This window comes from Streptomyces sp. NPDC058257 (assembly GCF_042881845.1).
GTDB lineage: Bacteria > Actinomycetota > Actinomycetes > Streptomycetales > Streptomycetaceae > Streptomyces.
In genome coordinates this window covers 17,806-37,112 of the sequence record NZ_JBHVXJ010000029.1, presented here as the reverse complement: position 1 = coordinate 37,112, position 19,307 = coordinate 17,806, and the positions used below count along the sequence as shown (strand labels likewise).

18 protein-coding genes are annotated in these 19,307 nt (G+C 70.2%); 9 read left to right on the top strand and 9 right to left on the bottom strand.

The genetic code is table 11. The annotated features are described in order from the left end of the window. Positions 1-6 precede the first annotated feature (6 nt). Both ACFVXC_RS39420 and ACFVXC_RS39415 read right to left on the bottom strand, forming a co-directional pair. Positions 7-1,431, bottom strand: coding sequence for an amino acid permease (locus ACFVXC_RS39420; RefSeq protein WP_389916085.1), 1,425 nt, complete (start codon positions 1,429-1,431; stop codon positions 7-9). Positions 1,432-1,555: 124 nt separating this feature from the next. Continuing rightward, positions 1,556-2,017 carry a universal stress protein gene (locus ACFVXC_RS39415; RefSeq protein ID WP_389916083.1) on the bottom strand — a complete coding sequence of 154 codons (462 nt, stop codon included), beginning with the start codon at positions 2,015-2,017 and terminating at the stop codon, positions 1,556-1,558. A gap of 112 nt (positions 2,018-2,129) precedes the next feature. Here ACFVXC_RS39415 and lysX point away from each other — a divergent pair, with 112 nt between their 5' ends. Together lysX and ACFVXC_RS39405 are read left to right on the top strand one after the other, a co-directional pair. After that, on the top strand, positions 2,130-5,432 hold the full coding sequence (gene lysX / locus ACFVXC_RS39410; RefSeq protein WP_389916080.1) for a bifunctional lysylphosphatidylglycerol synthetase/lysine--tRNA ligase LysX: 3,303 nt from the start codon (positions 2,130-2,132) through the stop codon (positions 5,430-5,432). Positions 5,433-5,543: 111 nt separating this feature from the next. Then, a complete protein-coding gene (locus tag ACFVXC_RS39405; protein ID WP_389916077.1) occupies positions 5,544-6,419 on the top strand; it encodes a polysaccharide deacetylase family protein in 876 nt (291 codons plus the stop codon). Between the two features lie 114 nt (positions 6,420-6,533). Here the strand turns inward: ACFVXC_RS39405 and ACFVXC_RS39400 are convergent, their stop codons facing one another. Then, complete coding sequence (locus tag ACFVXC_RS39400; RefSeq protein ID WP_389916075.1) at positions 6,534-7,190, bottom strand: class F sortase; 657 nt, start codon at positions 7,188-7,190, stop codon at positions 6,534-6,536. 350 nt (positions 7,191-7,540) lie between these two features. Between ACFVXC_RS39400 and ACFVXC_RS39395 the strand changes: the two genes are divergently transcribed. Next, the gene (locus ACFVXC_RS39395) at positions 7,541-8,044 is read left to right on the top strand and encodes a hypothetical protein (protein ID WP_389916221.1); all 504 of its coding nucleotides are present in this window, start codon (positions 7,541-7,543) and stop codon (positions 8,042-8,044) included. Between the two features lie 128 nt (positions 8,045-8,172). On the opposite strand, the gene ACFVXC_RS39390 is transcribed toward ACFVXC_RS39395, so the two are convergent. The 3 genes from ACFVXC_RS39390 to ACFVXC_RS39380 form a co-directional block, all read right to left on the bottom strand. Continuing rightward, positions 8,173-8,721, bottom strand: coding sequence for a hypothetical protein (locus tag ACFVXC_RS39390; protein WP_389916072.1), 549 nt, complete (start codon positions 8,719-8,721; stop codon positions 8,173-8,175). A 335-nt stretch (positions 8,722-9,056) separates the two neighbouring features. Continuing rightward, positions 9,057-9,275 (bottom strand): hypothetical protein, encoded by a 219-nt coding sequence (locus ACFVXC_RS39385; protein ID WP_389916070.1) that lies wholly within the window; start codon positions 9,273-9,275, stop codon positions 9,057-9,059. Between the two features lie 41 nt (positions 9,276-9,316). Continuing rightward, positions 9,317-9,466, bottom strand: a complete 150-nt coding sequence (locus ACFVXC_RS39380; RefSeq protein ID WP_389916067.1) for a hypothetical protein — start codon at positions 9,464-9,466, stop codon at positions 9,317-9,319. Positions 9,467-10,141: 675 nt separating this feature from the next. Between ACFVXC_RS39380 and ACFVXC_RS39375 the strand changes: the two genes are divergently transcribed. Then, positions 10,142-10,783 carry an HAD family hydrolase gene (locus ACFVXC_RS39375; RefSeq protein WP_389916065.1) on the top strand — a complete coding sequence of 214 codons (642 nt, stop codon included), beginning with the start codon at positions 10,142-10,144 and terminating at the stop codon, positions 10,781-10,783. Positions 10,784-10,846: 63 nt separating this feature from the next. Here ACFVXC_RS39375 and ACFVXC_RS39370 read toward each other — a convergent pair whose 3' ends face one another. Continuing rightward, positions 10,847-11,611: a hypothetical protein gene (locus ACFVXC_RS39370; protein WP_389916062.1), complete on the bottom strand. Its 765-nt coding sequence runs from the start codon at positions 11,609-11,611 to the stop codon at positions 10,847-10,849. A 14-nt stretch (positions 11,612-11,625) separates the two neighbouring features. After that, positions 11,626-12,201, bottom strand: a complete 576-nt coding sequence (locus ACFVXC_RS39365) for a hypothetical protein (protein ID WP_389916059.1) — start codon at positions 12,199-12,201, stop codon at positions 11,626-11,628. A 201-nt stretch (positions 12,202-12,402) separates the two neighbouring features. Between ACFVXC_RS39365 and ACFVXC_RS39360 the strand changes: the two genes are divergently transcribed. The 4 genes from ACFVXC_RS39360 (at position 12,403) to ACFVXC_RS39345 (ending at position 17,451) form a co-directional block, all read left to right on the top strand. Continuing rightward, complete coding sequence (locus tag ACFVXC_RS39360; protein WP_389916219.1) at positions 12,403-13,398, top strand: SCO0930 family lipoprotein; 996 nt, start codon at positions 12,403-12,405, stop codon at positions 13,396-13,398. A 338-nt stretch (positions 13,399-13,736) separates the two neighbouring features. Continuing rightward, positions 13,737-14,549: an SAM-dependent methyltransferase gene (locus tag ACFVXC_RS39355; protein ID WP_389916056.1), complete on the top strand. Its 813-nt coding sequence runs from the start codon at positions 13,737-13,739 to the stop codon at positions 14,547-14,549. Further along, entirely contained in the window at positions 14,546-16,681 is a 2,136-nt protein-coding gene (locus ACFVXC_RS39350; protein WP_389916054.1) for a putative bifunctional diguanylate cyclase/phosphodiesterase, read from the top strand. The genes ACFVXC_RS39355 and ACFVXC_RS39350 overlap by 4 nt, the downstream gene beginning before the upstream one ends. Positions 16,682-16,692: 11 nt before the next feature. Further along, positions 16,693-17,451 carry a VOC family protein gene (locus ACFVXC_RS39345; protein WP_389916052.1) on the top strand — a complete coding sequence of 253 codons (759 nt, stop codon included), beginning with the start codon at positions 16,693-16,695 and terminating at the stop codon, positions 17,449-17,451. A 169-nt stretch (positions 17,452-17,620) separates the two neighbouring features. Here the strand turns inward: ACFVXC_RS39345 and ACFVXC_RS39340 are convergent, their stop codons facing one another. After that, complete coding sequence (locus tag ACFVXC_RS39340; RefSeq protein WP_389916049.1) at positions 17,621-18,499, bottom strand: LysR family transcriptional regulator; 879 nt, start codon at positions 18,497-18,499, stop codon at positions 17,621-17,623. 135 nt (positions 18,500-18,634) lie between these two features. Here ACFVXC_RS39340 and ACFVXC_RS39335 point away from each other — a divergent pair, with 135 nt between their 5' ends. After that, complete coding sequence (locus ACFVXC_RS39335) at positions 18,635-19,306, top strand: succinate dehydrogenase (RefSeq protein ID WP_389916218.1); 672 nt, start codon at positions 18,635-18,637, stop codon at positions 19,304-19,306. Position 19,307: the final 1 nt, after the last annotated feature.

Below are 19,307 nucleotides of genomic sequence, written 5' to 3'. Positions count from 1 at the left end.
AGGGGACTAAGGGACGCGGTCGGTCTTCGCCAGCTCCGACTTCCGGTACGAGTAGCCGAAGTAGACGACGAGACCGATCGCGAACCACACCGCGAACCGCACCCATGTCTGCCACTGCAGGAACGTGATCAGCCAGATCGAGAAGACGACCCCGATGGCGGGCACCGCAGGCATCCCGGGGCAGCGGAACGTGCGCGGGAGTTCGGGCTGCTTGTAGCGCAGCACGATCACCGCGACACACACCACGATGAACGCCAACAGGATCCCGATGTTGGTCAGTTCGGCCGCCTCGCCGATCGGCAGGAACCCGGCGATGGCGGCCGAGGCGAACCCGACGATCCACGTCACGCGCGTCGGCACGTGCCGGGTCCTGTGCGTCTTGGCGAACCACTTCGGAAGCAGCCCGTCGCGCGACATGCTGAACCACACGCGGGTGACGCCGAGCATGAAGGTGAACATCACGGTGAGGATGCCGATGATCGCGCCGACCGCGATCACATCGGCGAGACCGCCGAGGCCCACCGACTTGAACGCGGTGGAGAAGCCGCTCTCCGGGTCGATGTCCTTGTAGCCCTGCATCCCCGTGAGGACCAAGCAGGCGAGCACGTACAGGACCATCGAGATCGCGAGGGAGTAGAGGATCGCCTTCGGCATGTGGCGCTGAGCGTCCTTGGACTCCTCGGCGGCGGTGCTCATGGCGTCGTACCCGAACACGGCGAAGAAGACCGTCGCCGCGCCGGTGAAGGCGCCGCTGACACCGAAGGGGAAGAACGGCTTGTAGTTCCCGGTGTTGATGTGGAAGAAGCCGACGGCGATCACCACGAGCACGACGATGACCTTCAGCACGACCACGATCATCTCGAAGCGCGCCGCGTTCTTGATGCCGAGGGTCAGGAGGTAGGCGATGAGCAGGCACAGTGCCGCCGCGAACAGGTCGACCCTGTGCCCGTCGCCCGTGCCGGGTGCGCCCAGCATCCAGTGGGGCAGCTGCGCGCCCATGTCGTTCAGGAGGAAGTTGAAGTAGCCGGAGATGCCGATCGCGACCACCGCCACGATCGCCGTGTACTCCAGGAGGAGGTCCCAGCCAATGAACCAGCCCGTGAGCTCGCCGAGCACCACATAGCCGTAGGTGTACGCCGATCCCGCCTTCGGGATGAGGCCCGCGAACTCGGCGTACGAGAAGGCGGCGGCCGCGCTCGCGACACCGGCGATGAGGAAGGAGATGAGGACGGCGGGGCCTGCCGTGCCGTTGGCCACCGTCCCGGCGAGGGTGAAGATGCCGGCGCCGATGATGCCGCCGACGCCGATCGCGGTGAGCTGCCAGAGGCCGAGCGAGCGGGAGAGCCCGCCGCCCTCCGCGCCTTCGGTCTCTTCGATGCTTTCGATGGGCTTGCGGCGCAGAACGCCGTGCCCCATCCGGAGTCCTGCCATGAGCTCCACCTCTTCGCGGACGGCAGTCGGCTGATGGCGGATCATGATGGCCCAGGCGCGCCCCTGACGGAAGACACCACACCACTCAATGCTGTGGGGGGTTCAGCAGTCCGGCCGCTGTGGGTTACGGCACCACGGTGACGGGCCAGCGGCCCGCCTTGACCAGGCGTACCGCGACCGAGCCGACGATACGGTGGCCCGCCTGCTCGGAAGCGCCGACGACCACGGCGTCGGCGGTGAGGTCGTCCGCCGCGGTGACCAGACCGCTGTAGGGGTCGCCGCGGAAGGTGTGGAACTCCCATCGCACGTCGAATATGTCTTTCACCCGCTCGGTCGCGTCTCTGATCTCGGCAATCAGGGACTCGGCGATCTCGTCGGTCGCCTCGGCCACCGGGGCGCCGAGCGCGGCGCCCGCGGCCATCACCGGCTGGATGTAGACGACGGCGAGCAGCGCGTGCTGTCGTCGCGCCAGGCCTCCGGCATATGCCGCGGCCCGGAGCGAGGAATCCGAGCCGTCGACGCCGACGACGATCACCTTCGGGCCGTCCGTACCGCGTTCGAACTGGTGGGAGTGGTGTTCAGTCACAGCCGAGAGGCTATCGGAGCCGTCGTTCCGCCTCCGTCGTGGGCAGCGGTATCCGAGACGCTCGCCGACGCTCCGACGAGCGGGGCGGCGCGGCTCTTCCTAGGGTCGATCCATGAGCACCAGCGTGGAGAGCCCCCGCACCGCCCCGCCGCAGGGCGCGAGAGCCCGCTTCCTCAGACGCGTGCCGGAGGGCTTCGCCACCTTCTTCGGCACCTTGGGGCTCTTCTGCGCGATCCTCGCGATCATCGCCCCGCTGCGCCACCTCCTGCGCCCGGTGGTCCGCGTCCTCGACCTCCTCACGGTCCCGGTGAGCCCCAACCTGGCGTACGCGGTCTTCCTCTTCCTCCTCGCCGCGGCGACGGCTGCGCGCAAGAAGGTCGCGTGGTGGCTGGTCGTCGTCTATCTGGGGCTTCTCCTCGCCTTCGACGTCCTGGGCATCGCCCTCGGCTTCTGGGCGGACTCGATCCCCTCCCTCGTCGTCTGCTCCATCGCCCTCGTCCTGCTCGTCCTGGCCCGCAAGGAGTTCGCCGCGGACTCCCGCCGCGCGGCGGTCCGGCGGGCCGTGCTCGTACTCGTCGCGGGCCTCGCGGTGGCGATCCTGGTCGGCTGGGGGCTCGTCGCGCTCTTTCCGGGGTCGCTGCCGCGCGGCCATGCCTTGCTGTGGGCGGCGGACCGGGTCTGCGGCGGGCTCTTCACCGGCGGCGACTACTTCGACGGCAGACCCCCACGTGCCCTGCACTTCTGGCTCGGCCTCTTCGGCGCCCTCGCCCTCCTGAACGCGGCCGCGACCCTCTTCCGCTCCCAGCGCATGGAAGCCGCCCTGCACGGCGACGAGGAACCCCGCATCCGCGCGCTGCTCGGCGCGTACGGCGCCCAGGACTCGCTCGGCTACTTCGCCACCCGGCGCGACAAGGCCGTCGTCTTCTCACCCAGCGGCAAGGCCGCCGTCACCTACCGCGTCGAGGCGGGCGTCTGCCTGGCCAGCGGCGACCCGGTGGGCGACCGCGAGGCCTGGCCGCACGCGATCGGCGCCTGGCTGGCAGTGGCCCGGCGGTACGCCTGGGCCCCCGCGGTGATGGGTGCCTCCGAGGAGGGCGCCACCGCCTACGCACGCTCCGGGCTCGGCGCGCTCCAGCTCGGCGACGAGGCGATCCTGCACATCGCGGACTTCGACCTGGACGGCCGCGACATGCGCGTCACCCGACAGGCCGTGAACCGCGTCCGCCGCACCGGCGCCACCACCCGCATCCGCCGCCACTCCACCCTCACCGACGAGGAGATGGAGGAGATCGTCGACAAGGCGGACGCCTGGCGGGACACCGAGACCGAGCGCGGCTTCTCGATGGCGCTCGACCGCCTCGGCGACCCCGAGGACGGCGACTGCCTGCTCGTCGAGGCCCTGGACGCCGAGGGACGGCTCATCGCCCTGCTCTCCCTCGTCCCCTGGGGCAAGGACGGCATCTCCCTGGACCTGATGCGCCGCGACCGGGCGTCCGCGCCCAACGGAGTCATGGAGTTCATGGTCGCGGAACTCTGCGCGGGCGCCGGTAAGTTCGGGGTGCGCCGCATCTCCCTGAACTTCGCCGTGTTCCGCTCGGTCTTCGAGGAGGGCGCCCGCATCGGAGCCGGCCCCGTGCTGCGCCTGTGGCGCAAGCTGCTCCTGTTCTTCTCGAAATGGTGGCAGCTCGAAGCGCTCTACCGCTCCAACGCCAAATACCACCCCGAGTGGTATCCCCGCTTCATCTGTTACGGCGACGCCGGAGCCCTCGCCCGGATCAGCCTCGCGTCGGGCATCGCGGAAGGCTTCGTCTCCGTGCCCTCGCTGCGCAAGCTCTGGGGCAAGGGCCGGGGACCCAAGGGTGTCACGAAGCCCGTCGGCACGGAGGGCCTCCCGCCGATCTCCGCCCTCGGTCTCGCGGGCCAGGGGGACGCCGCGGACGCCGACCCCCTGGCCACGCTCCCCGACCAGGTCCGCATCCGCCACCACAAGCTCGACCGGCTGCGCGCCGACGGAGTCGACCCCTACCCCGTGGGCCTCCCGCCGCGCACCCACACTCTCGCCGGGCTGACACCCGCCCTGACGGGGGAGCAGGTCACGGTCGCCGGGCGCGTCATGCTCGTACGCGACTTCGGCGGGGTCGTCTTCGCGGTCCTGCGCGACTGGTCAGGAGACCGTCAACTGGCCCTGACCCGGGACCGGTCGGGCCCGGAGGTCCTGGACGGCTTCACCTCCGGCACGGACATCGGTGACCACATCACGGCCACCGGCACGGTCGGCGCCAGCGACAAGGGCGAGCTCACCGTCTTCGTCACCGGCTGGCAGCTCACCGGCAAGTGCCTTCGCCCGCTGCCCGACAAGCACCGCGGACTCACCGACCCCGAGGCCAAGGTCCGCCGCCGCTACCTCGATCTGGTCGCGAGCCCCGACGCCCGCGATGTCGTCCGGGCCCGGTCCACCGCCGTGCAGGCCCTGCGTCAGGGCCTGTTGGACCGCGGCTACCTCGAGGTCGAGACGCCGATGCTCCAGCAGATCCACGGAGGCGCCAACGCCCGCCCCTTCACCACCCACATCAACGCCTACGACCTCGACCTCTACCTGCGCATCGCGCCGGAGCTCTATCTGAAGCGGCTCTGCGTCGGTGGCATGGAGAAGGTCTTCGAGATGGGCCGCACCTTCCGCAACGAGGGCGTGAGCTACAAGCACAACCCCGAGTTCACGATGCTGGAGGCCTACCAGGCTTTCGCCGACTACGACGTGATGCTCGACCTCACGCGCGAGCTCATCCAGGGCGCCGCCACCGCCGCCTTCGGCGCGCCCGTCGCCCGCAAGGCCGACGCGGACGGGCGGCTCACCGAGCACGACATCTCCGGACCGTGGCCGGTCAAGACGGTCTACGGTGCGATCTCCGAAGCGCTCGGCGACGAGGTCGACGCGGACACCCCGCTGGCGCGGCTGCACCGGCTCTGCGACCGCGCGGACGTCCCGTACCAGCCGGACGACGGCCGCGGTGACGTCGTGCTCGAGATGTACGAGCGCCTCGTCGAGGAGAAGACGAAGCTGCCCACCTTCTACAAGGACTTCCCGACCGACGTCTCCCCGCTGACCCGCCAGCACCGAACGGACCCGCGCCTGGCCGAGCGCTGGGACCTGGTCGCCTTCGGTACCGAACTGGGCACCGCCTACTCGGAGTTGACCGACCCCGTCGAGCAGCGCCGCCGCCTCACCGCGCAGTCGCTGCTCGCCGCCGGGGGAGACCCGGAGGCGATGGAGCTTGACGAGGACTTCCTCGACGCCCTGGAGTACGCGATGCCGCCCACCGGCGGGCTCGGCATCGGCGTCGACCGGCTCGTCATGTTCCTCACCGGCCTGACGATCAGGGAGACGTTGCCCTTCCCGCTCGTACGGCGTCGCTGACCCGGGTTACCGCCCTGCCGCCGGGTTCTCCGCTGGTCCCATCGGGTGCTTTCGCGGTCGGCCGTGGTGTTGATGGCCCGCATCGGGCTTCCGCCATGCGACGGATTAGTCATGAAAAAGGATCAAATGACTCCAGGGCGTCGTGCACTCCTGCGCGGCGCCGCTGTCTTCGGTCTGGCCGCGACCGCCGGCTGCGCGGGAACAGCAGGGTCCGGCGCTGGGGCGCCGGACGTGTCCGGTTCTGGGATCCCCAGTGGTGCGGCTGACGGTGGGGTGGCTGCGGGTGGGGCGCCTGCCGCGCGCCCCCTCAAGGCCTCCGCGTACCGCCTGCAGCCCATGGCGGGCAGCGGCCCTGCCGGGGCCCCGCGCACCCGGCCCCGCGTGCGCAAGGAGCCGATCCTGCGCATGGACGGACAGGGCCGCAGCATGGTGCTGACCTTCGACGACGGACCGGACCCTCGCTACACGCCCGGCATCCTGCGCACCCTGCGCCGCTACGACGTCCGCGCGATGTTCTTCGTCTGCGGCGAGATGGCCGTCGACAACAAGGACCTGCTGCGCGAGATGGCCGACGACGGGCATCTGATCGGCAACCACACCTGGACGCATCCGCTGCTCCCGAAGATGAGCCGCAGCGCGATGCGCGAGGAGATCGAGCGCACCTGCGAGGTCGTCGAGGACGCCGTGGGCGAACCCCCGGCCTGGTTCCGCGCCCCCTACGGGGCCTGGAACCGCAACGCCTTCCAGCTGGGTGCCGACCTGGGCATGGAGCCGCTCGCCTGGACCGTCGACACCCTGGACTGGACCGAGCCGGGCACCCGCACGATCATCCGGCGCGTACGGGCCGGCGCGGGCCCCGGAGTGGTCGTGCTCTCGCACGACGCGGGCGGCGACCGTTCCCAGAGCGTCGAGGCGCTGCGGACGTATCTTCCCGAACTCATCGATTCGGGGTACCGCATCAGCCTGCCGAGCCGCTACGGAATCTAGCCGGACCCCGACCCCGACTCCGATTCCGACCCCGACTCCGACCCCGAGTCGGCCCGAATTCAGGACGGAAATTCGCCCGCCCGGCACTGCCGTGTTCCGCCGACGCGTTCGCCGTCAGCGCACGTCCACCAGGCGGGCGAAAACAACGACATTCCCGTCGTAACCGGCCTGCTTCGAGAATCCGCCGCCGCAGGTGATGACGCGGAGTTCCGGAGTTCCCTTGTCCTTGTAGACGCGGCGCCCCGGGAAATCGTCCTTCTCGAACACTTCGATGCCATAGATCTCGAATACCGCGGTCTTACGGTCCCAGCGCAGGACCTCGACACGGTTTCCCTTCTTCAGCGAGCCCAGGCCGTAGAAGACGGCGGGCCCCTGCTGATTGTCCACATGGCCGACGATCACCGAAGTGCCCTTCTCGCCCGGCGACACGGCTCCGGTGAACCAGCCCGCGAGGTTCGGGTCCTCCGGCGGCGGCGCGTCCACCCAGCCCTCCGAGTCGAGCCCGACCGGCATGACCGGCGCGTCCACCCGGATCCCCTTGATGCCCACCCGCGCGGCGGGAGAGAACGTCATCGGCGTGATGCCCCGGCCCGCCTCGTCGGGTGCCTGGTCCGCGGCGGCGGCCGATGCGGGCTGGGGCGGGCCCACGTCGAATTCCCCTGAGCCATTCCGGATCAGCGCGAGGCCGGTCAGCAGAACAAGCGCCATGACACCCCACGGCGCGCGCTTCCTCTGCTGCTCCTCATCATCGGCCGGCTGGGACGAAGGCATTCTCTGATCCCCTCTCAACGCGGCATTCGAACCGCGTCCGTTGCGCGTACGAGAACGCTAAGCGCGGCGCACGCGGCGGGCGACAGAGCGGGAGCGAACGGGTGGCGCCCATACCGGGCATGCGCCATCCGAGTCGCGGTCCGCAGGAAATTTCTGACGGTCCGTGACCTGCGGCAATATCGGCTTGTACGTTCGCGCTCCGGCGTGTCGCCTCACCAGTACGGCCGATCGTCGAAGTGCGTGCGTGTGCGGGGCATCTGAGGGTCTGTTTGGGAGGCGCTCTCGCCGATCGACCGGGGACGGTTACCCCGGGGCGTCTTCCGCGGAGGATTCACATGCGTACTTCTCGTATGCGCACCACCCGTGCCCTCGCGGTCGCAGTCACCGCGGGTGCCGTCGTCGGCCTCGCCGCCCCGACGGCATCGGCCTGGGCCGATCCGTCCAACATCGTCGCCATGCCGAGCGTGATCCCCAGAGGGGGACAGCTGACAGTGACGGTCGACGGCTCGGCCTGCCAGGCCGTCGGCAGCAAGGTCACGTCCGACGCCTTCCCCGACACGAACCTGAAGACCATGGGTGGCGGCACGGCCAGCGCGAACACCACGATCCACCATCACGCGTCGCCGGGGGCCCACAGCATCACCGTCCACTGCGGCAGCAGCGCGCCCCTCACCAAGCCCAACGCGTTCACCGTCATCCACGGTGGTGTCCGCGGTGGTCTCGGCGGCAGCAGCAGCGCGGGGGCGACCAGTACCGACATGGCGATCGGCGGGGTGCTCGTGGCGGCCGCCGTGGTCGGTGGCGGGGTGTTCTGGATGCGACGCCGCTCGGAGAGCGCGGGGCGCGGCATCTGACCGCACACCCGGTAGCGGTACCGCCACGCCCATGACCCGCACTTCACCCGTCACTCGCACGTCGGGTGCGGACCGTTCCGCCTTGCTGACCGGCGCGTCCCCCTTCCGCGCCGGTCAGGGGCGGTTCGTCAGGAGTTGCCGTCGCCGCTGCGGCGGCGGGTCCGGTAGTACGCGGTGCCGAGCGTGCCCACGATCAGGGCGCCGCCGAGCGCGATCTCGTGCAGGTCGAGCCCGCCGAAGCTGCCGCCGACGCCGGCCTTGACCCCATGGTGGGTGGGTCCTGTCGGATGCGACGTGGGGTGTGAGGTCGGACGGCCCGTGGCGATGGTCAGGTCCGTGGTCCCCGTCTCCTCCCCGCACCTGAAGGTCACCTCGTACATCGCGCCGGGTTTGGCGTCGGGGAAGACCATCGCCGAGACGGACTGCTGCCCTTTGGGGATATGGGCGTCGTCGAAGACGCCGGAGGTCGCTGTGGCGTCGCTTTCGCAGCCGTCCACGCTGAGCGTGACCTGACCGCCGGCGGCGATGGTGGACGGGGTGACGCGGAAGCCGAACGAGGTGATGTTGTGGTCGTTCGAGTCGCCGTCGTCCGCGACGGCCGCGGAAGCGGCGGAGGCGGTGAGGGTCAGGGCGGTGGCGGCGAGCAGAGTGGCCGAGGCGACGCGTATCGCGCGCATGATGATTCCTCCGGGTCTCCGAGGAGCAGCCGCGGATCTTCTTCCGCTTTCACCTGATATGCGCCTCGATGCCGCAAACGCTAAGCAGGGAGCCCGGCGACCGCGATCGCAGTCGCGCGAACGGGGCAACGGTGTGGGCCGGACAGGGGAACGTGGCGGGGTGTCGCGGGGGCGGTGACGGGGAACGGGCGGCGAAGCGTGTAGGGGGAGGGGGAACGCGGACCGGGCGCTGCCGGGCGCCGGGCCGGGGGAGAGGTCGGCACGGTGCGCCTGCCCGCTCGCTGCCCTACTGCCTTACCTGCCTGCCACTCGCTCGGGAGCCACTCGGACGAGACTCAGGAACCCTTCGCCCACACATGCGCCCCGCCGCCGCGCCACTCCACGAGGTGCGGGTCGTCGAGGGCCATGTCGGCGTCCCCGAGTCCCGCGCGGCGCAGGAACTCCACCAGGTCACGGTCATCGCGCGCGACGCCGACGGCCTGTCCGCGCACGGTGACCCGCCGTCCGCCGTCGGAAGCGGGCGGGTGGACGATGATGGGTGTCTGCCAGGTCATGCCACCAGAGTGCGCCGCGCGGGGCCGCCGCGCAGCACGGTTTACGGACCTGTGTGCGAAGTCGATGTCGTGGAGCCGGGATACCCGCTGCGCCGATACCCCTCCCACAGGCGTCCGCCGGACGGCGCGAGCACCTCGTCCACCAGCGCGACAAGGCCCGATGGCCTGCCCGCCGGGGCTTCCCGCACCATGCCGTCGAGCTCCGTGGAAAACCCCGGCCACACGTAGGGCCTCTCGTTTGGATCAGGACGAACTCGCAGGTCCGGCGGGCGATCTCGGTGACGATGAACAGCCGCTCGCGCGCATGTGCGCATCCGGCGAGGTCGTCGAGGAGGTCGGTGAGGCTGTAGCGCCGGTCCTCCAGTTCGTCCGGTGTCGCCTCGGGAGGCCCCGCCGCCGTCAACCTCGGTGCCTCGTCCCGCAGTCGGGCGCCGGTTCCGTCCCGGTCCAGGAGCAGGAATCCCTCGGCCCACATCGAGAGCATCGACGATCGCCGCCACGGCATCTCCTTGCATCCGAACCACCGCCAGCTGGCCTCGGTGTGCACGAACAGCTCCACCGGCCACGCCCCGAACCGGGGGCTCGTCCTGGACGGCTCCCGCTCACCGGCGAGCACCACCACGACATCCAGGTCGGAGCGTGGCGTGCGCCGGACGGTCACCGAGCTCCCGCCGAGCAACGCTGCCAGCGCCTCGGGATGGCATGCCGAGGCCAACTCGCGTGTGACCCGGGCGGGTTCCTCGGCCTCGATCTCCATGGATCCACTCTGCCGCAGCGCGCGGCGCCGGCGGCGGCGTACATGTGAACCCCCTGAGACGCGCGGGTCAGCGGCCTGCGGAGCCCGGTGGCCGCATAGGCTGAGCCCGATGATTGAGACCGTCGTTTTCGACGTGGGGGAGACCCTCACCAAAGATGACCGCTACTGGGCATCCTGGGCCGATTGGCTCGGCGTGCCCCGTCACACCGTCTCCGCGCTCGTGGGCGGTGTCGTCACGCGGGGCCGCGACAATACCGAAGCGCTGCGGCTGCTGAGCCCGGACATAGATGTCGCCGCCGCCTATCAGGCCCGCGAGGTCGCGGGGCGTGGCGAGCACCTGGCCGAGACCGACCTCTACCCCGATGTGCGCCCCGCTCTGGGCGGCCTGCGCAAGCAGGGGGTGCGTGTCGTCGTCGCGGGCAATCAGACGTCTCGCGCGGGCGAGCTGCTGCGTGGCCTCGATCTGCCCGCCGATCTCGTCGCCACCTCGGGCGAGTGGGGAGTGGCGAAACCGGATCCGTCGTTCTTCGCCAGAGTGATCGACGCGGCTCAGGCAGAGCCGGAGCGGACGCTGTACGTCGGAGACCATCCCGCGAACGACATCTTCCCGGCCAAGGCGGCCGGTTTGAGAACGGCGCACATCCGGCGTGGTCCCTGGGGCCACTGGTGGGCCGACGACCCGTCCGTCGTCGAGGCCGCGGACTGGCGGATCGACTCCCTCACCCAGGTCGCGTCGATCATCGCTGAGTGAACGTCGAGCAAGCGGCCGCACCCTGTGTTCGAGGGCGCGGCCGCTCCTGGTTGTGATCCGCTCTCATCCGCCGAGGTGGCCGAAGAGCGCGCGGAACGGTTCCGGGGTGGCCGCGACGCCGCGGCTGTAGGGGGCGTCGAAGTCCCAGATGAGGAAGAGCAGGAAGGCGATCAAGGCCGAGAACAGCCCCGCGAGGATGAGTTCACGTGGGGTGCGGCGGATCTGCAGGGTGAAGATCATGCCGATGGTGACGAGACCACCGGCGATCAGCCCGAACCAGACGACCCCCGGCATGGTGGCCCCGGCGCTTTCGCCACGGGAGTTGCGCGCGTCGGAGGCGGCAGCGACCGCGTCGACGAGCGGCTGGTAGGCCTGGGCCTCGAAATCGGACTTGGGCTGGTAGTCCGTGACGTCGTGGCGTACACGCGCGAGGAGTTGAGAGCCGCGGTCGGTGAGCTCGCCGCGGTCGGCCATGGAGTCCCACTCGGTGGTGACGACATGGCTGACATAAGCATGTACATCCGTGCGAATGCGTTCGCGGACCTCGGTCGGATAGATCCGCGCTCGCTCGGAGACCTCGTGCAACGCCTGGGCCTCGGCGTGCACATGGTCCTCGGCGACGCTGCGGGCCTCCCAGACACCGGCGATGGCCAGGCCGAGGACGATGGCGTACACCACGCCGATCATCATCGTCATGTACTCGATGACGTCCGGGGTCTCCGAAGCGTCGTAGTCCGGGCTCGTCCTGCGGTGCCGCAGGAAGGTGACGATCAGGACGACGCCGCACGCGGCGGCCATCGCGAGGGTGAGAACAAGCCATTCCGACATGGGACCTCCGACGGTCAGCGAGGCCGCAGCGCGGCGACGGCGAGCACCGCGGGTGCGGTGATGAGCAGGGTGAGCGAGACCAGGGACGGGCCCCCGCTGGGCGGCGCATTACGTGAAGCGGCGCGGTACGCGGGGTAACTCACCGGAGTGGGCGCGGGCTTGTGGTGGACGGTGGGGGTCGGCTTCGGCTTCGGTTTCGGACTCGGTGGTGGTGGTGACGGCGGCGGGGGCGGGGGCGGCGCCGGCTCGGCGGGTGTCGGACGCGCGGGCGGTGGTGGTGGCGGGGGAGGAGGGGGCTCAGGTGCCCGCGGCTCCGGGCGGGGCGGCGGAGCCGGAGCGGGCGGTGGCGGAGGGGGCGGCGGCGGAGGCTTGGGGCGGTGTGTGGGACCCGCCCTGCAGACCACTCCGTCGCCCGCGACCGCCACCGCGTCACCGCCGGGAGCGTCGCCGATCGAGGCGTAGGCGCAGTTGTCCGTGGGCGCGGTGACCGACGCCGCGGCAGCCGTCGGCGAGCCGAGCAGCCAGGTCAGCACCAGAAGTGCGGCTAAGCGCGTGACCAGGCCGGATGAGGCCTTCGTGGATCCATGCACGTCAAGGATCATGGGCAGCGTGTCGTGCTGCCACGCCGCTTGAGGCCTCCTATGACCCGAAGGGGGGAGACGCCGGGCGCGTGCTTGACGAACAAAAGAATCTTGAACGCCGGTTGAACGCACCAGCCGTTCCCACCCGTACCTAGGGCCATGCGTGACGCACTCGGCGACGCGATACCCAAGCGACAGCGGGAGTTGGAGATGCAGCATCCATCAGGGGGTTCCCCCCGGGCCTGGCGGACCGCCTCGCTCGTAGCGACAGCTGCGGCCATGCTGGCGCTGACGACGGCATGCGGTCAGGAAAAGGGCGACCAGTCGCCGAACGGACAGAACGTGGGCAACCAGGCCCCGGCCAAGGACGACGGGTACGGAGCGGGGAGCGACGGATACGGGGCCGACACGGGCGCCGCGAAGGAGGGGGCGGGTAAGGCGAAAGCCGCCGGCCAACTCGCCGTCTGGGACAGCAAGAAGCTCGGCAAGGTCGTCACCGACAGCGAGGGCCACACGCTCTACCGCTTCGACAAGGACACCGCCGAGCCCCCCAAGTCGAACTGTGACGGCGCCTGCGCCACGACCTGGCCCGTCGCCTCCTCCGAGGGCGCCGCCGCGGCGCCGGGCGTGGACAAGTCCCTGCTCGGCGAGGTCACCAGGTCCGACGGCAGCAAGCAGTTGACCATCGACGGCTGGCCGATGTACCGGTACGCCAAGGACACCAAGGCCGGTGACGCCAAGGGGCAGGGAGTGGGCGGCACTTGGTACGCGGCGGCTCCCGACGGCAAGAAGGCCGCGCCCGCCGCCGAGGCCGACCCTCCCGCCGAGACGGCTCCCGTCGACCCGGCAGGGCTCTCCACCCGCAAGGACCCCAAGCTCGGGGAGATCGTCGTCGACAAGAACGGCATGACCGTCTACCGCTTCACGAAGGACTCCGCCTGGCCCATCAAGTCCAACTGCGTGGGTGCCTGCGCGCAGAAGTGGCCGGCCGTCGCTCCGGTCGACAAGGGAGACACCCAGGGCATCCAGAAGAAGGGATTCATGACCTACAACAGGCCGGACGGCGGCAAGCAGCAGACCATCGACTGCTGGCCGATGTACACGTTCTCCGGTGACAGGAAGCCCGGAGACACCAATGGCCAGGGTGTAGGCGGCACTTGGTATGCGGCCGGGCCGAACGGAAAGCCCGTCGGCGCGCCGAAGTAGGCGCACGGGAAGGAGGCGCGCGGGAAATAGACGTAGGGGAAATAGGCACACAGAAGGAGCCGGTACGGCTGGTACGGCCAGTACCGAAGGCAAGTGCGGAAGAAGAAGTCCGGCCGGGAAGGGGGGCTTGTCGGAGGCACCTCGCGTACGGTCTACCGGTCCGTTCTCTCCCCTCCCGGGGGAAGGAACGGACCGGTTCTTTGGGTTGATACTCGGCACTTGCCGCAGGCAGTGACCGAGAACGGACGGCCAATTTCCGTTTTGACTCGCTCCCCTGGCGGACGATCAGTAGCCTCACTTCGAACACCGGCTCGCCTCGCCTACGTCTTGGAGTCCTGATGGAGCGTCCCGCCTGGGCCCCGCAGGGCATCGACATCACGATGCCCAGCGTGTCCCGCATCTACGACTACTACCTGGGCGGTTCGTACAACTTCGAGGTAGACCGGGACGCAGCCCGCCGGGCCATGGAGTTCATGCCGGGGCTGCCCAAGATCATGCAGGCGAATCGTGCCTTCATGCGCCGAGCGGTGCGTTTCGCTGTGGACGAGGGCATCACCCAGTTCCTCGACATCGGTTCGGGCATCCCCACTTTCGGCAATGTCCACGAGATCGCGCAGCAGGCGGACCCGGACGCCCGCGTGGCGTACGTCGACCACGACGCGGTGGCCGTCGCGCACGGCCGGGCCGTTCTCGACGGCGACGAGAAGGCGGTGGCCGTCGCCGGGGACCTGCGCAAACCGCAGGACATTCTGGGCAGTTCGGAGGTCAACGGACTCCTCGACCTGGACCGTCCGGTGGCCCTTCTCCTCGTCGCCGTCCTGCATTTCGTCGAGGACGCGTACGATCCCTACACAGCGGTCGCGGAACTGCGGGACGCACTGGCGCCCGGCAGCGTGATCGTGCTCACGCACGCCTCATATGAAGGGATGCCGATCCCCGCCGAGCAGGCCGGTCAGACCGTCGGCGTGTACAAGGACATCCGTAATCCACTGATCATGCGCTCGCGCGAAGAGATCGCGCGGTTCTTCGAGGGATACGACATGGTGGAACCCGGCCTCGTGCCGATGCCGCGCTGGCGGCCCGACACCGCGCCCGAGGAGGAGGATCCGTATACCTTCTCCGGGTTCGCCGGCGTGGGGCGCAGGGCATGAGCGGGGAGCCGGACGGGCCCGACGACAGGGTGCGCAGGTTCGCCACCATCTGGAGCCGCGCCGTCTTCCCGGTGACGGCGACGTCGCTGACCCGTCCCGAGTTCGAGCAGCAACTGGTGCCGCTGGCCCGTAGGTTGCGCGCCGCGCTGCACGAGCGTGTCTTCGACGCGGCCGAGGGCCAGGCGATCGGCGCGGCGCTCGTCGGCACGCACTGCACCGATCCCGAGGCGGTCAGCCGCACACTGGACTGCGTGGACGCCTACCTGGTCCTCTACTGCGGCGACGATGGCCCCCGGGAGGAGTTGCGGGCCCGTTCCGCACGCCTGCAGCACGCCCTGGCCGCGGGCTTCGCCGCCGCCCTGCAGGAGCGCACCCTCGCCGAGCAGGAGGCGATATCCCGGGCCGCCCTGGACGCCCGCAGCGCGGTCGCCGAAGCGCTGCACGCCAGCGAGGCCCGCTTCCGTGCCGTCTTCCACGGCGCGGCGATCGGCATCAGCATCGCCGACCTCACGGGCACGGTCCTGGAGGTGAACGACGCGCTGGTGCGCATGTTCGGCGGCCTGGAGAACCAGGTGCGCGGACACAACGTCGAGGAGTGGACGCACCCCGACGACTCACCGCACGTATGGAAGCTCTACGAGGAGCTGGTGCGCGGGGAGCGCGAGCACTACCGCGTGGAGAAGGCCTTCTACCGGCCCGACGGCACCGTCCTGTGGACCAATCTGACCGTCTCGCTGCTGCGTGACGCGGACGGCGTGCCGCAGTACCAACTGGCGTTGATGGAGGACACCACCGAGCGCCGACTGCTCAACCTGCGCCTTCGCTACGAGGCCACGCACGACGCGCTCACCGGCCTGCCGAACCGGACGCTGTTCTTCGAGCGCCTGGAGAAGGCCCTCGCCGCGGGCGACGGCGCGCGGTTCGGGCTCTGCTATCTCGACCTCGACGGCTTCAAGACCGTCAACGACAGCCTCGGGCACGCGGCGGGCGACCGGCTCCTCGTCGAGGTCGCCGACCGGCTCCAGTCCTGCGCCACGGCGCCGGGCGAGATGGTCGCCAGGCTCGGCGGCGACGAGTTCGTGGCGCTGACCACGGGCAGCGACACCGAGGCCGAGGTGGACGACCTCGCCGGACGCATCATGCACGCGCTCTCCACGCCCATCCGCGTCGAGGGCCGCGAACTGACCGTGCGCGGCAGCATCGGCATAGTCGAGGGCCCGGCGGGGGAGCGCGGCGCGGCGGAGGTCCTGCGCAGCGCCGACATCACGATGTACCGCGCGAAGTCCGCGGGCGGCAACCGCTTCGAGCTCGCCGACCCCGAGGCCGACGCCCGCGCCATCACGCGGCACGGCCTGACCACCGCGCTGCCCGCGGCCCTGGAGCGGGGCGAGTTCTTCATCGAGTACCAGCCCCTCGTGCACCTCGGCGACGGCAGTGTGCGCGGTGCGGAGGCGCTGGTGCGGTGGCTGCATCCGCAGCACGGCGTCATCGGCCCGGACCGGTTCATCCCGCTCGCCGAGCACACCGGCCTGATCGTGCCGCTCGGCCGCTGGGTCCTCGAAGAATCGGTTCGCCAGGCACGTACCTGGAAGGCGCGGCACAAGGGCGCGGGGCCGTTGCGCGTGAACGTGAACCTCTCACCCATGCAGTTGACCCACCCCAACCTGGTGTCGGACACGGTGGAGATCCTGGAGCGCTCCGGACTCGAACCGGGCGCCCTGTGCCTGGAAGTCACCGAGTCCGCGCTGATCGGCGCCGACGACGACCTGCTCAAGCCGCTGCGGCGGCTCTCCGAGATGGGCGTGGACATCGCGCTCGATGACTTCGGCACGGGCTACTCGAACCTCGCCAATCTGCGCCGCCTGCCGGTGAGCGTCCTCAAGCTCGACCGCTCCTTCACGCAGGGCATGCAGCACTTCCCGGCCGACCCCGTCGACCTGAAGATCGTCGAGGGGATCGTCGGGCTCGCCCACAGCCTGGACCTCGCGGTCACGGTCGAGGGCGTCGAGACGGGCGCTCAGGCGGATCAGCTGCGAGAGTTGGGCTGCGACACGGCGCAGGGCTGGTACTACGCACGGCCCGGTCCGCCGGACCAGCTGCACGAGCTGGCGCTCGCGGACGCGACGAGCTGAGGAGTACGAACGTGTCCTCCGGAGAGATCCAGTGGGCGTACGCCTTCGTGGACCGGCCCAAGGGCCGGTCCGGGCGGGCCCATGCCTTCTGGGCGGCGGTCACCGGAACGCGGCTCTCCGCGTTCCGGGGCGAGGACGACCAGTTCGTGACGCTGCTTCCGGACGGCGCCGACGCCATTTTGAAGGCACAGGCGGTCGAAGGGGCCGGCGGCGCGCATCTCGACTTCGCCGTGGACGATGTCGCCGCCAAGGCGAGCGAGGCCCGCGCGCTCGGGGCCACCCCGGTCTTCGCGGAGGAGGGCCTGGAGGTCCTGCGCTCGCCGGGCGGGCAGCTGTTCTGCGTGGTGACGTGGGAGGGCGAGAAGGTCCGTCCCGAGCCGCTCGTCGCGCCGGACGGGACGAAAAGCCGCCTCGACCAGGTGTGTCTCGATGTGCCGCCGGCGCAGTTCGAGGCGGAGAAGGCGTTCTGGCCCGCCTTCACGGGGTGGGCCGCGCGGCCGGGCTCGCGGCCGGAGTTCCACCTCGTCGAGCCGACCCCTCGGCTGCCGATCCGGATCCTGCTGCAGCGCCTCGACGACGACGGGCCCGCCGGGGCGCACCTGGACTTCTCCTGCTCCGACCTCGATGCGGACCGCGTCCGGCACGAGCGGCTCGGCGCCGAGGCGGTGTGGCGGGGGCCGCACTGGATCGTGATGCGGGACCCCGCGGGTGGCACGTACTGCCTGACGATCCGCGATCCCGAGACCGGAAGTCTGCCCTCCGGCCGCTAGCCCGAGACCGGAAGTCTGCCGTCCGCCCGCTAGCCCGAGAGCCCGAGAGCCCGAGACCGGAAGTCTGCTCTCCGTCCGCTAGCCGTCTGCGGGCCCGATGGGGGCTGGTCGCGCCCACGGGGCGGGGCCGTACACGTCTCAGCATCGCGCCCCTACGGGCCGCTGTCAGTCACCGTTCCAAGAGCATTCTCTGCAACTCCCGCGCAGCCCTCGGCGGAGCCACATCGCTGCGGTGCGCGAGGGCGATCGTGCGGTGCAGGGTCGGCCGGGCGAGGGGAGTCATGCGAAGGCCGCGACCGGCGCGTTCCGCCACCATGCGCGGGACGACCGCGACCCCGAGCCCTGCCTGTACGAAACCGAGCACCGCGTCCATCTCGCCGCCCTCGACCGCGAACTCCGGCTCGAACCCCTCGGCCCGGCAGGCGGCGACCGTCAGCTCCCGCAGGTCGTAGCCGTGCCGGAACATCACGAGGCGCTCCCGCTGGAGATCCGCGACGCACACCGACTTGCCGCCGAACTTGGGCGCGTCCGGCGACGACACCACGACCAGGTCCTCGCGGAGCAGCTCCACGGTGGTCAGGGCGGGCGACGGGCTGGGCAGCGGGAGCACGACCACGGCCAGGTCCAGGGCGCCGCGTGCCAGTTCCCGTACGAGATCGTGGGATCCGCCCTCCTCCAGGAGCAGCTGGATGCCGGGATGCCGGTCGTGGAAGGCGCGGAGCACCTCGGGCAGCAGGCCGGTGCAGACGCTGGGCGTCGCCCCCAGGCGGATCCGGCCGCGGCGCAGCTGGGCCAGCTCCTGGACCTCGATGCGGGCCGTGTCGGCGTCGGCGAGGATCCGGCGGGCCAGCGGCAGCAGCGCCTCGCCCGCGTCGGTCAGCGTGATATTGCCCCGGGCCCTGCTGAACAGCTCGGCGCCCAGCTCCTTCTCCAGGGCGCGGACCTGCTGGGAGAGCGAGGGCTGCGATACGTGCACCTGCTCGGCGGCCCGCGTGAAATGCCGGGTCTCGGCCACCGCGACGAAGTAGAGGAGCTGCTGGAACTGCATACACAGCAGGGTACGGCCGATGATAGCCATTCGCTATCGAGATGAGCTGATCCATCTCTTGGACCGATCGGGACCTTCGGCCTTAGCGTCGGTCCCATGGCTCTGGCAACGCGGACGGACCGAAAACGGTCGTCGATGACGCGCACGATCTGGGACTCGTCCGTCGGCAAGAAGACAGTGATGGCAGTGAGCGGCCTGATCATGCTGCTCTATCTGATCGCCCACATGATCGGAAACCTGAAGATCTTCTTCGGGCCCGAGGAGCTGAACCACTACGCCCACTGGCTGCGCACGGTCGGCGAGCCGTTCATGCACTACGAGTGGACGCTCTGGCTGATCCGCGTCGTGCTCGTCGTCGCCGTGGTCGCGCACGCCGTCTCCGCCTACCAGCTGAGCCGCCGCGACATCAAGGCGCGCCCCACCAAGTACGCGAACAAGAAGGCGGGCAAGAGCTTCGCGACGCGCACGATGCGCTGGGGCGGGATCATCCTCGCCCTGTTCATCGTCTGGCACATCCTCGACCTGACGACCGGCACCGTGCACCCGGGCGGCTACGAGCACCTGCACCCGTACCAGAACATCATCGACACGTTCTCCACGTGGTACGGCAACGTCATCTACATCGTCGCCGTCGTCGCCCTCGGCTTCCACGTCCGCCACGGGCTCTGGAGTGCCGCGCACACACTCGGCGCGGGCAGGGCGACCCGTGACCGCGCCCTCAAGATCATCGCCAATGGCCTCGCGCTCGTACTGACGGCGGGCTTCGCCGTCGTACCCGTGGCCGTCATGACCGGAGTGGTGAGCTAGC

Coding starts and splice junctions, on each gene's coding strand:
- ACFVXC_RS39360 (WP_389916219.1), top strand. CDS start 12,403: ATGCAGCATCCATCAGGGGGTTCCCCCCGGGCCTGGCGGACCGCCTCG.
- ACFVXC_RS39335 (WP_389916218.1), top strand. CDS start 18,635: ATGACGCGCACGATCTGGGACTCGTCCGTCGGCAAGAAGACAGTGATG.
- ACFVXC_RS39405 (WP_389916077.1), top strand. CDS start 5,544: ATGAAAAAGGATCAAATGACTCCAGGGCGTCGTGCACTCCTGCGCGGC.
- ACFVXC_RS39395 (WP_389916221.1), top strand. CDS start 7,541: ATGCGCACCACCCGTGCCCTCGCGGTCGCAGTCACCGCGGGTGCCGTC.
- ACFVXC_RS39370 (WP_389916062.1), bottom strand. CDS start 11,611: ATGTCGGAATGGCTTGTTCTCACCCTCGCGATGGCCGCCGCGTGCGGC.
- ACFVXC_RS39380 (WP_389916067.1), bottom strand. CDS start 9,466: ATGGTGCGGGAAGCCCCGGCGGGCAGGCCATCGGGCCTTGTCGCGCTG.
- ACFVXC_RS39340 (WP_389916049.1), bottom strand. CDS start 18,499: ATGCAGTTCCAGCAGCTCCTCTACTTCGTCGCGGTGGCCGAGACCCGG.
- ACFVXC_RS39375 (WP_389916065.1), top strand. CDS start 10,142: ATGATTGAGACCGTCGTTTTCGACGTGGGGGAGACCCTCACCAAAGAT.
- ACFVXC_RS39385 (WP_389916070.1), bottom strand. CDS start 9,275: ATGACCTGGCAGACACCCATCATCGTCCACCCGCCCGCTTCCGACGGC.
- ACFVXC_RS39355 (WP_389916056.1), top strand. CDS start 13,737: ATGGAGCGTCCCGCCTGGGCCCCGCAGGGCATCGACATCACGATGCCC.
- ACFVXC_RS39390 (WP_389916072.1), bottom strand. CDS start 8,721: ATGCGCGCGATACGCGTCGCCTCGGCCACTCTGCTCGCCGCCACCGCC.
- ACFVXC_RS39400 (WP_389916075.1), bottom strand. CDS start 7,190: ATGCCTTCGTCCCAGCCGGCCGATGATGAGGAGCAGCAGAGGAAGCGC.
- lysX (WP_389916080.1), top strand. CDS start 2,130: ATGAGCACCAGCGTGGAGAGCCCCCGCACCGCCCCGCCGCAGGGCGCG.
- ACFVXC_RS39420 (WP_389916085.1), bottom strand. CDS start 1,431: ATGGCAGGACTCCGGATGGGGCACGGCGTTCTGCGCCGCAAGCCCATC.
- ACFVXC_RS39350 (WP_389916054.1), top strand. CDS start 14,546: ATGAGCGGGGAGCCGGACGGGCCCGACGACAGGGTGCGCAGGTTCGCC.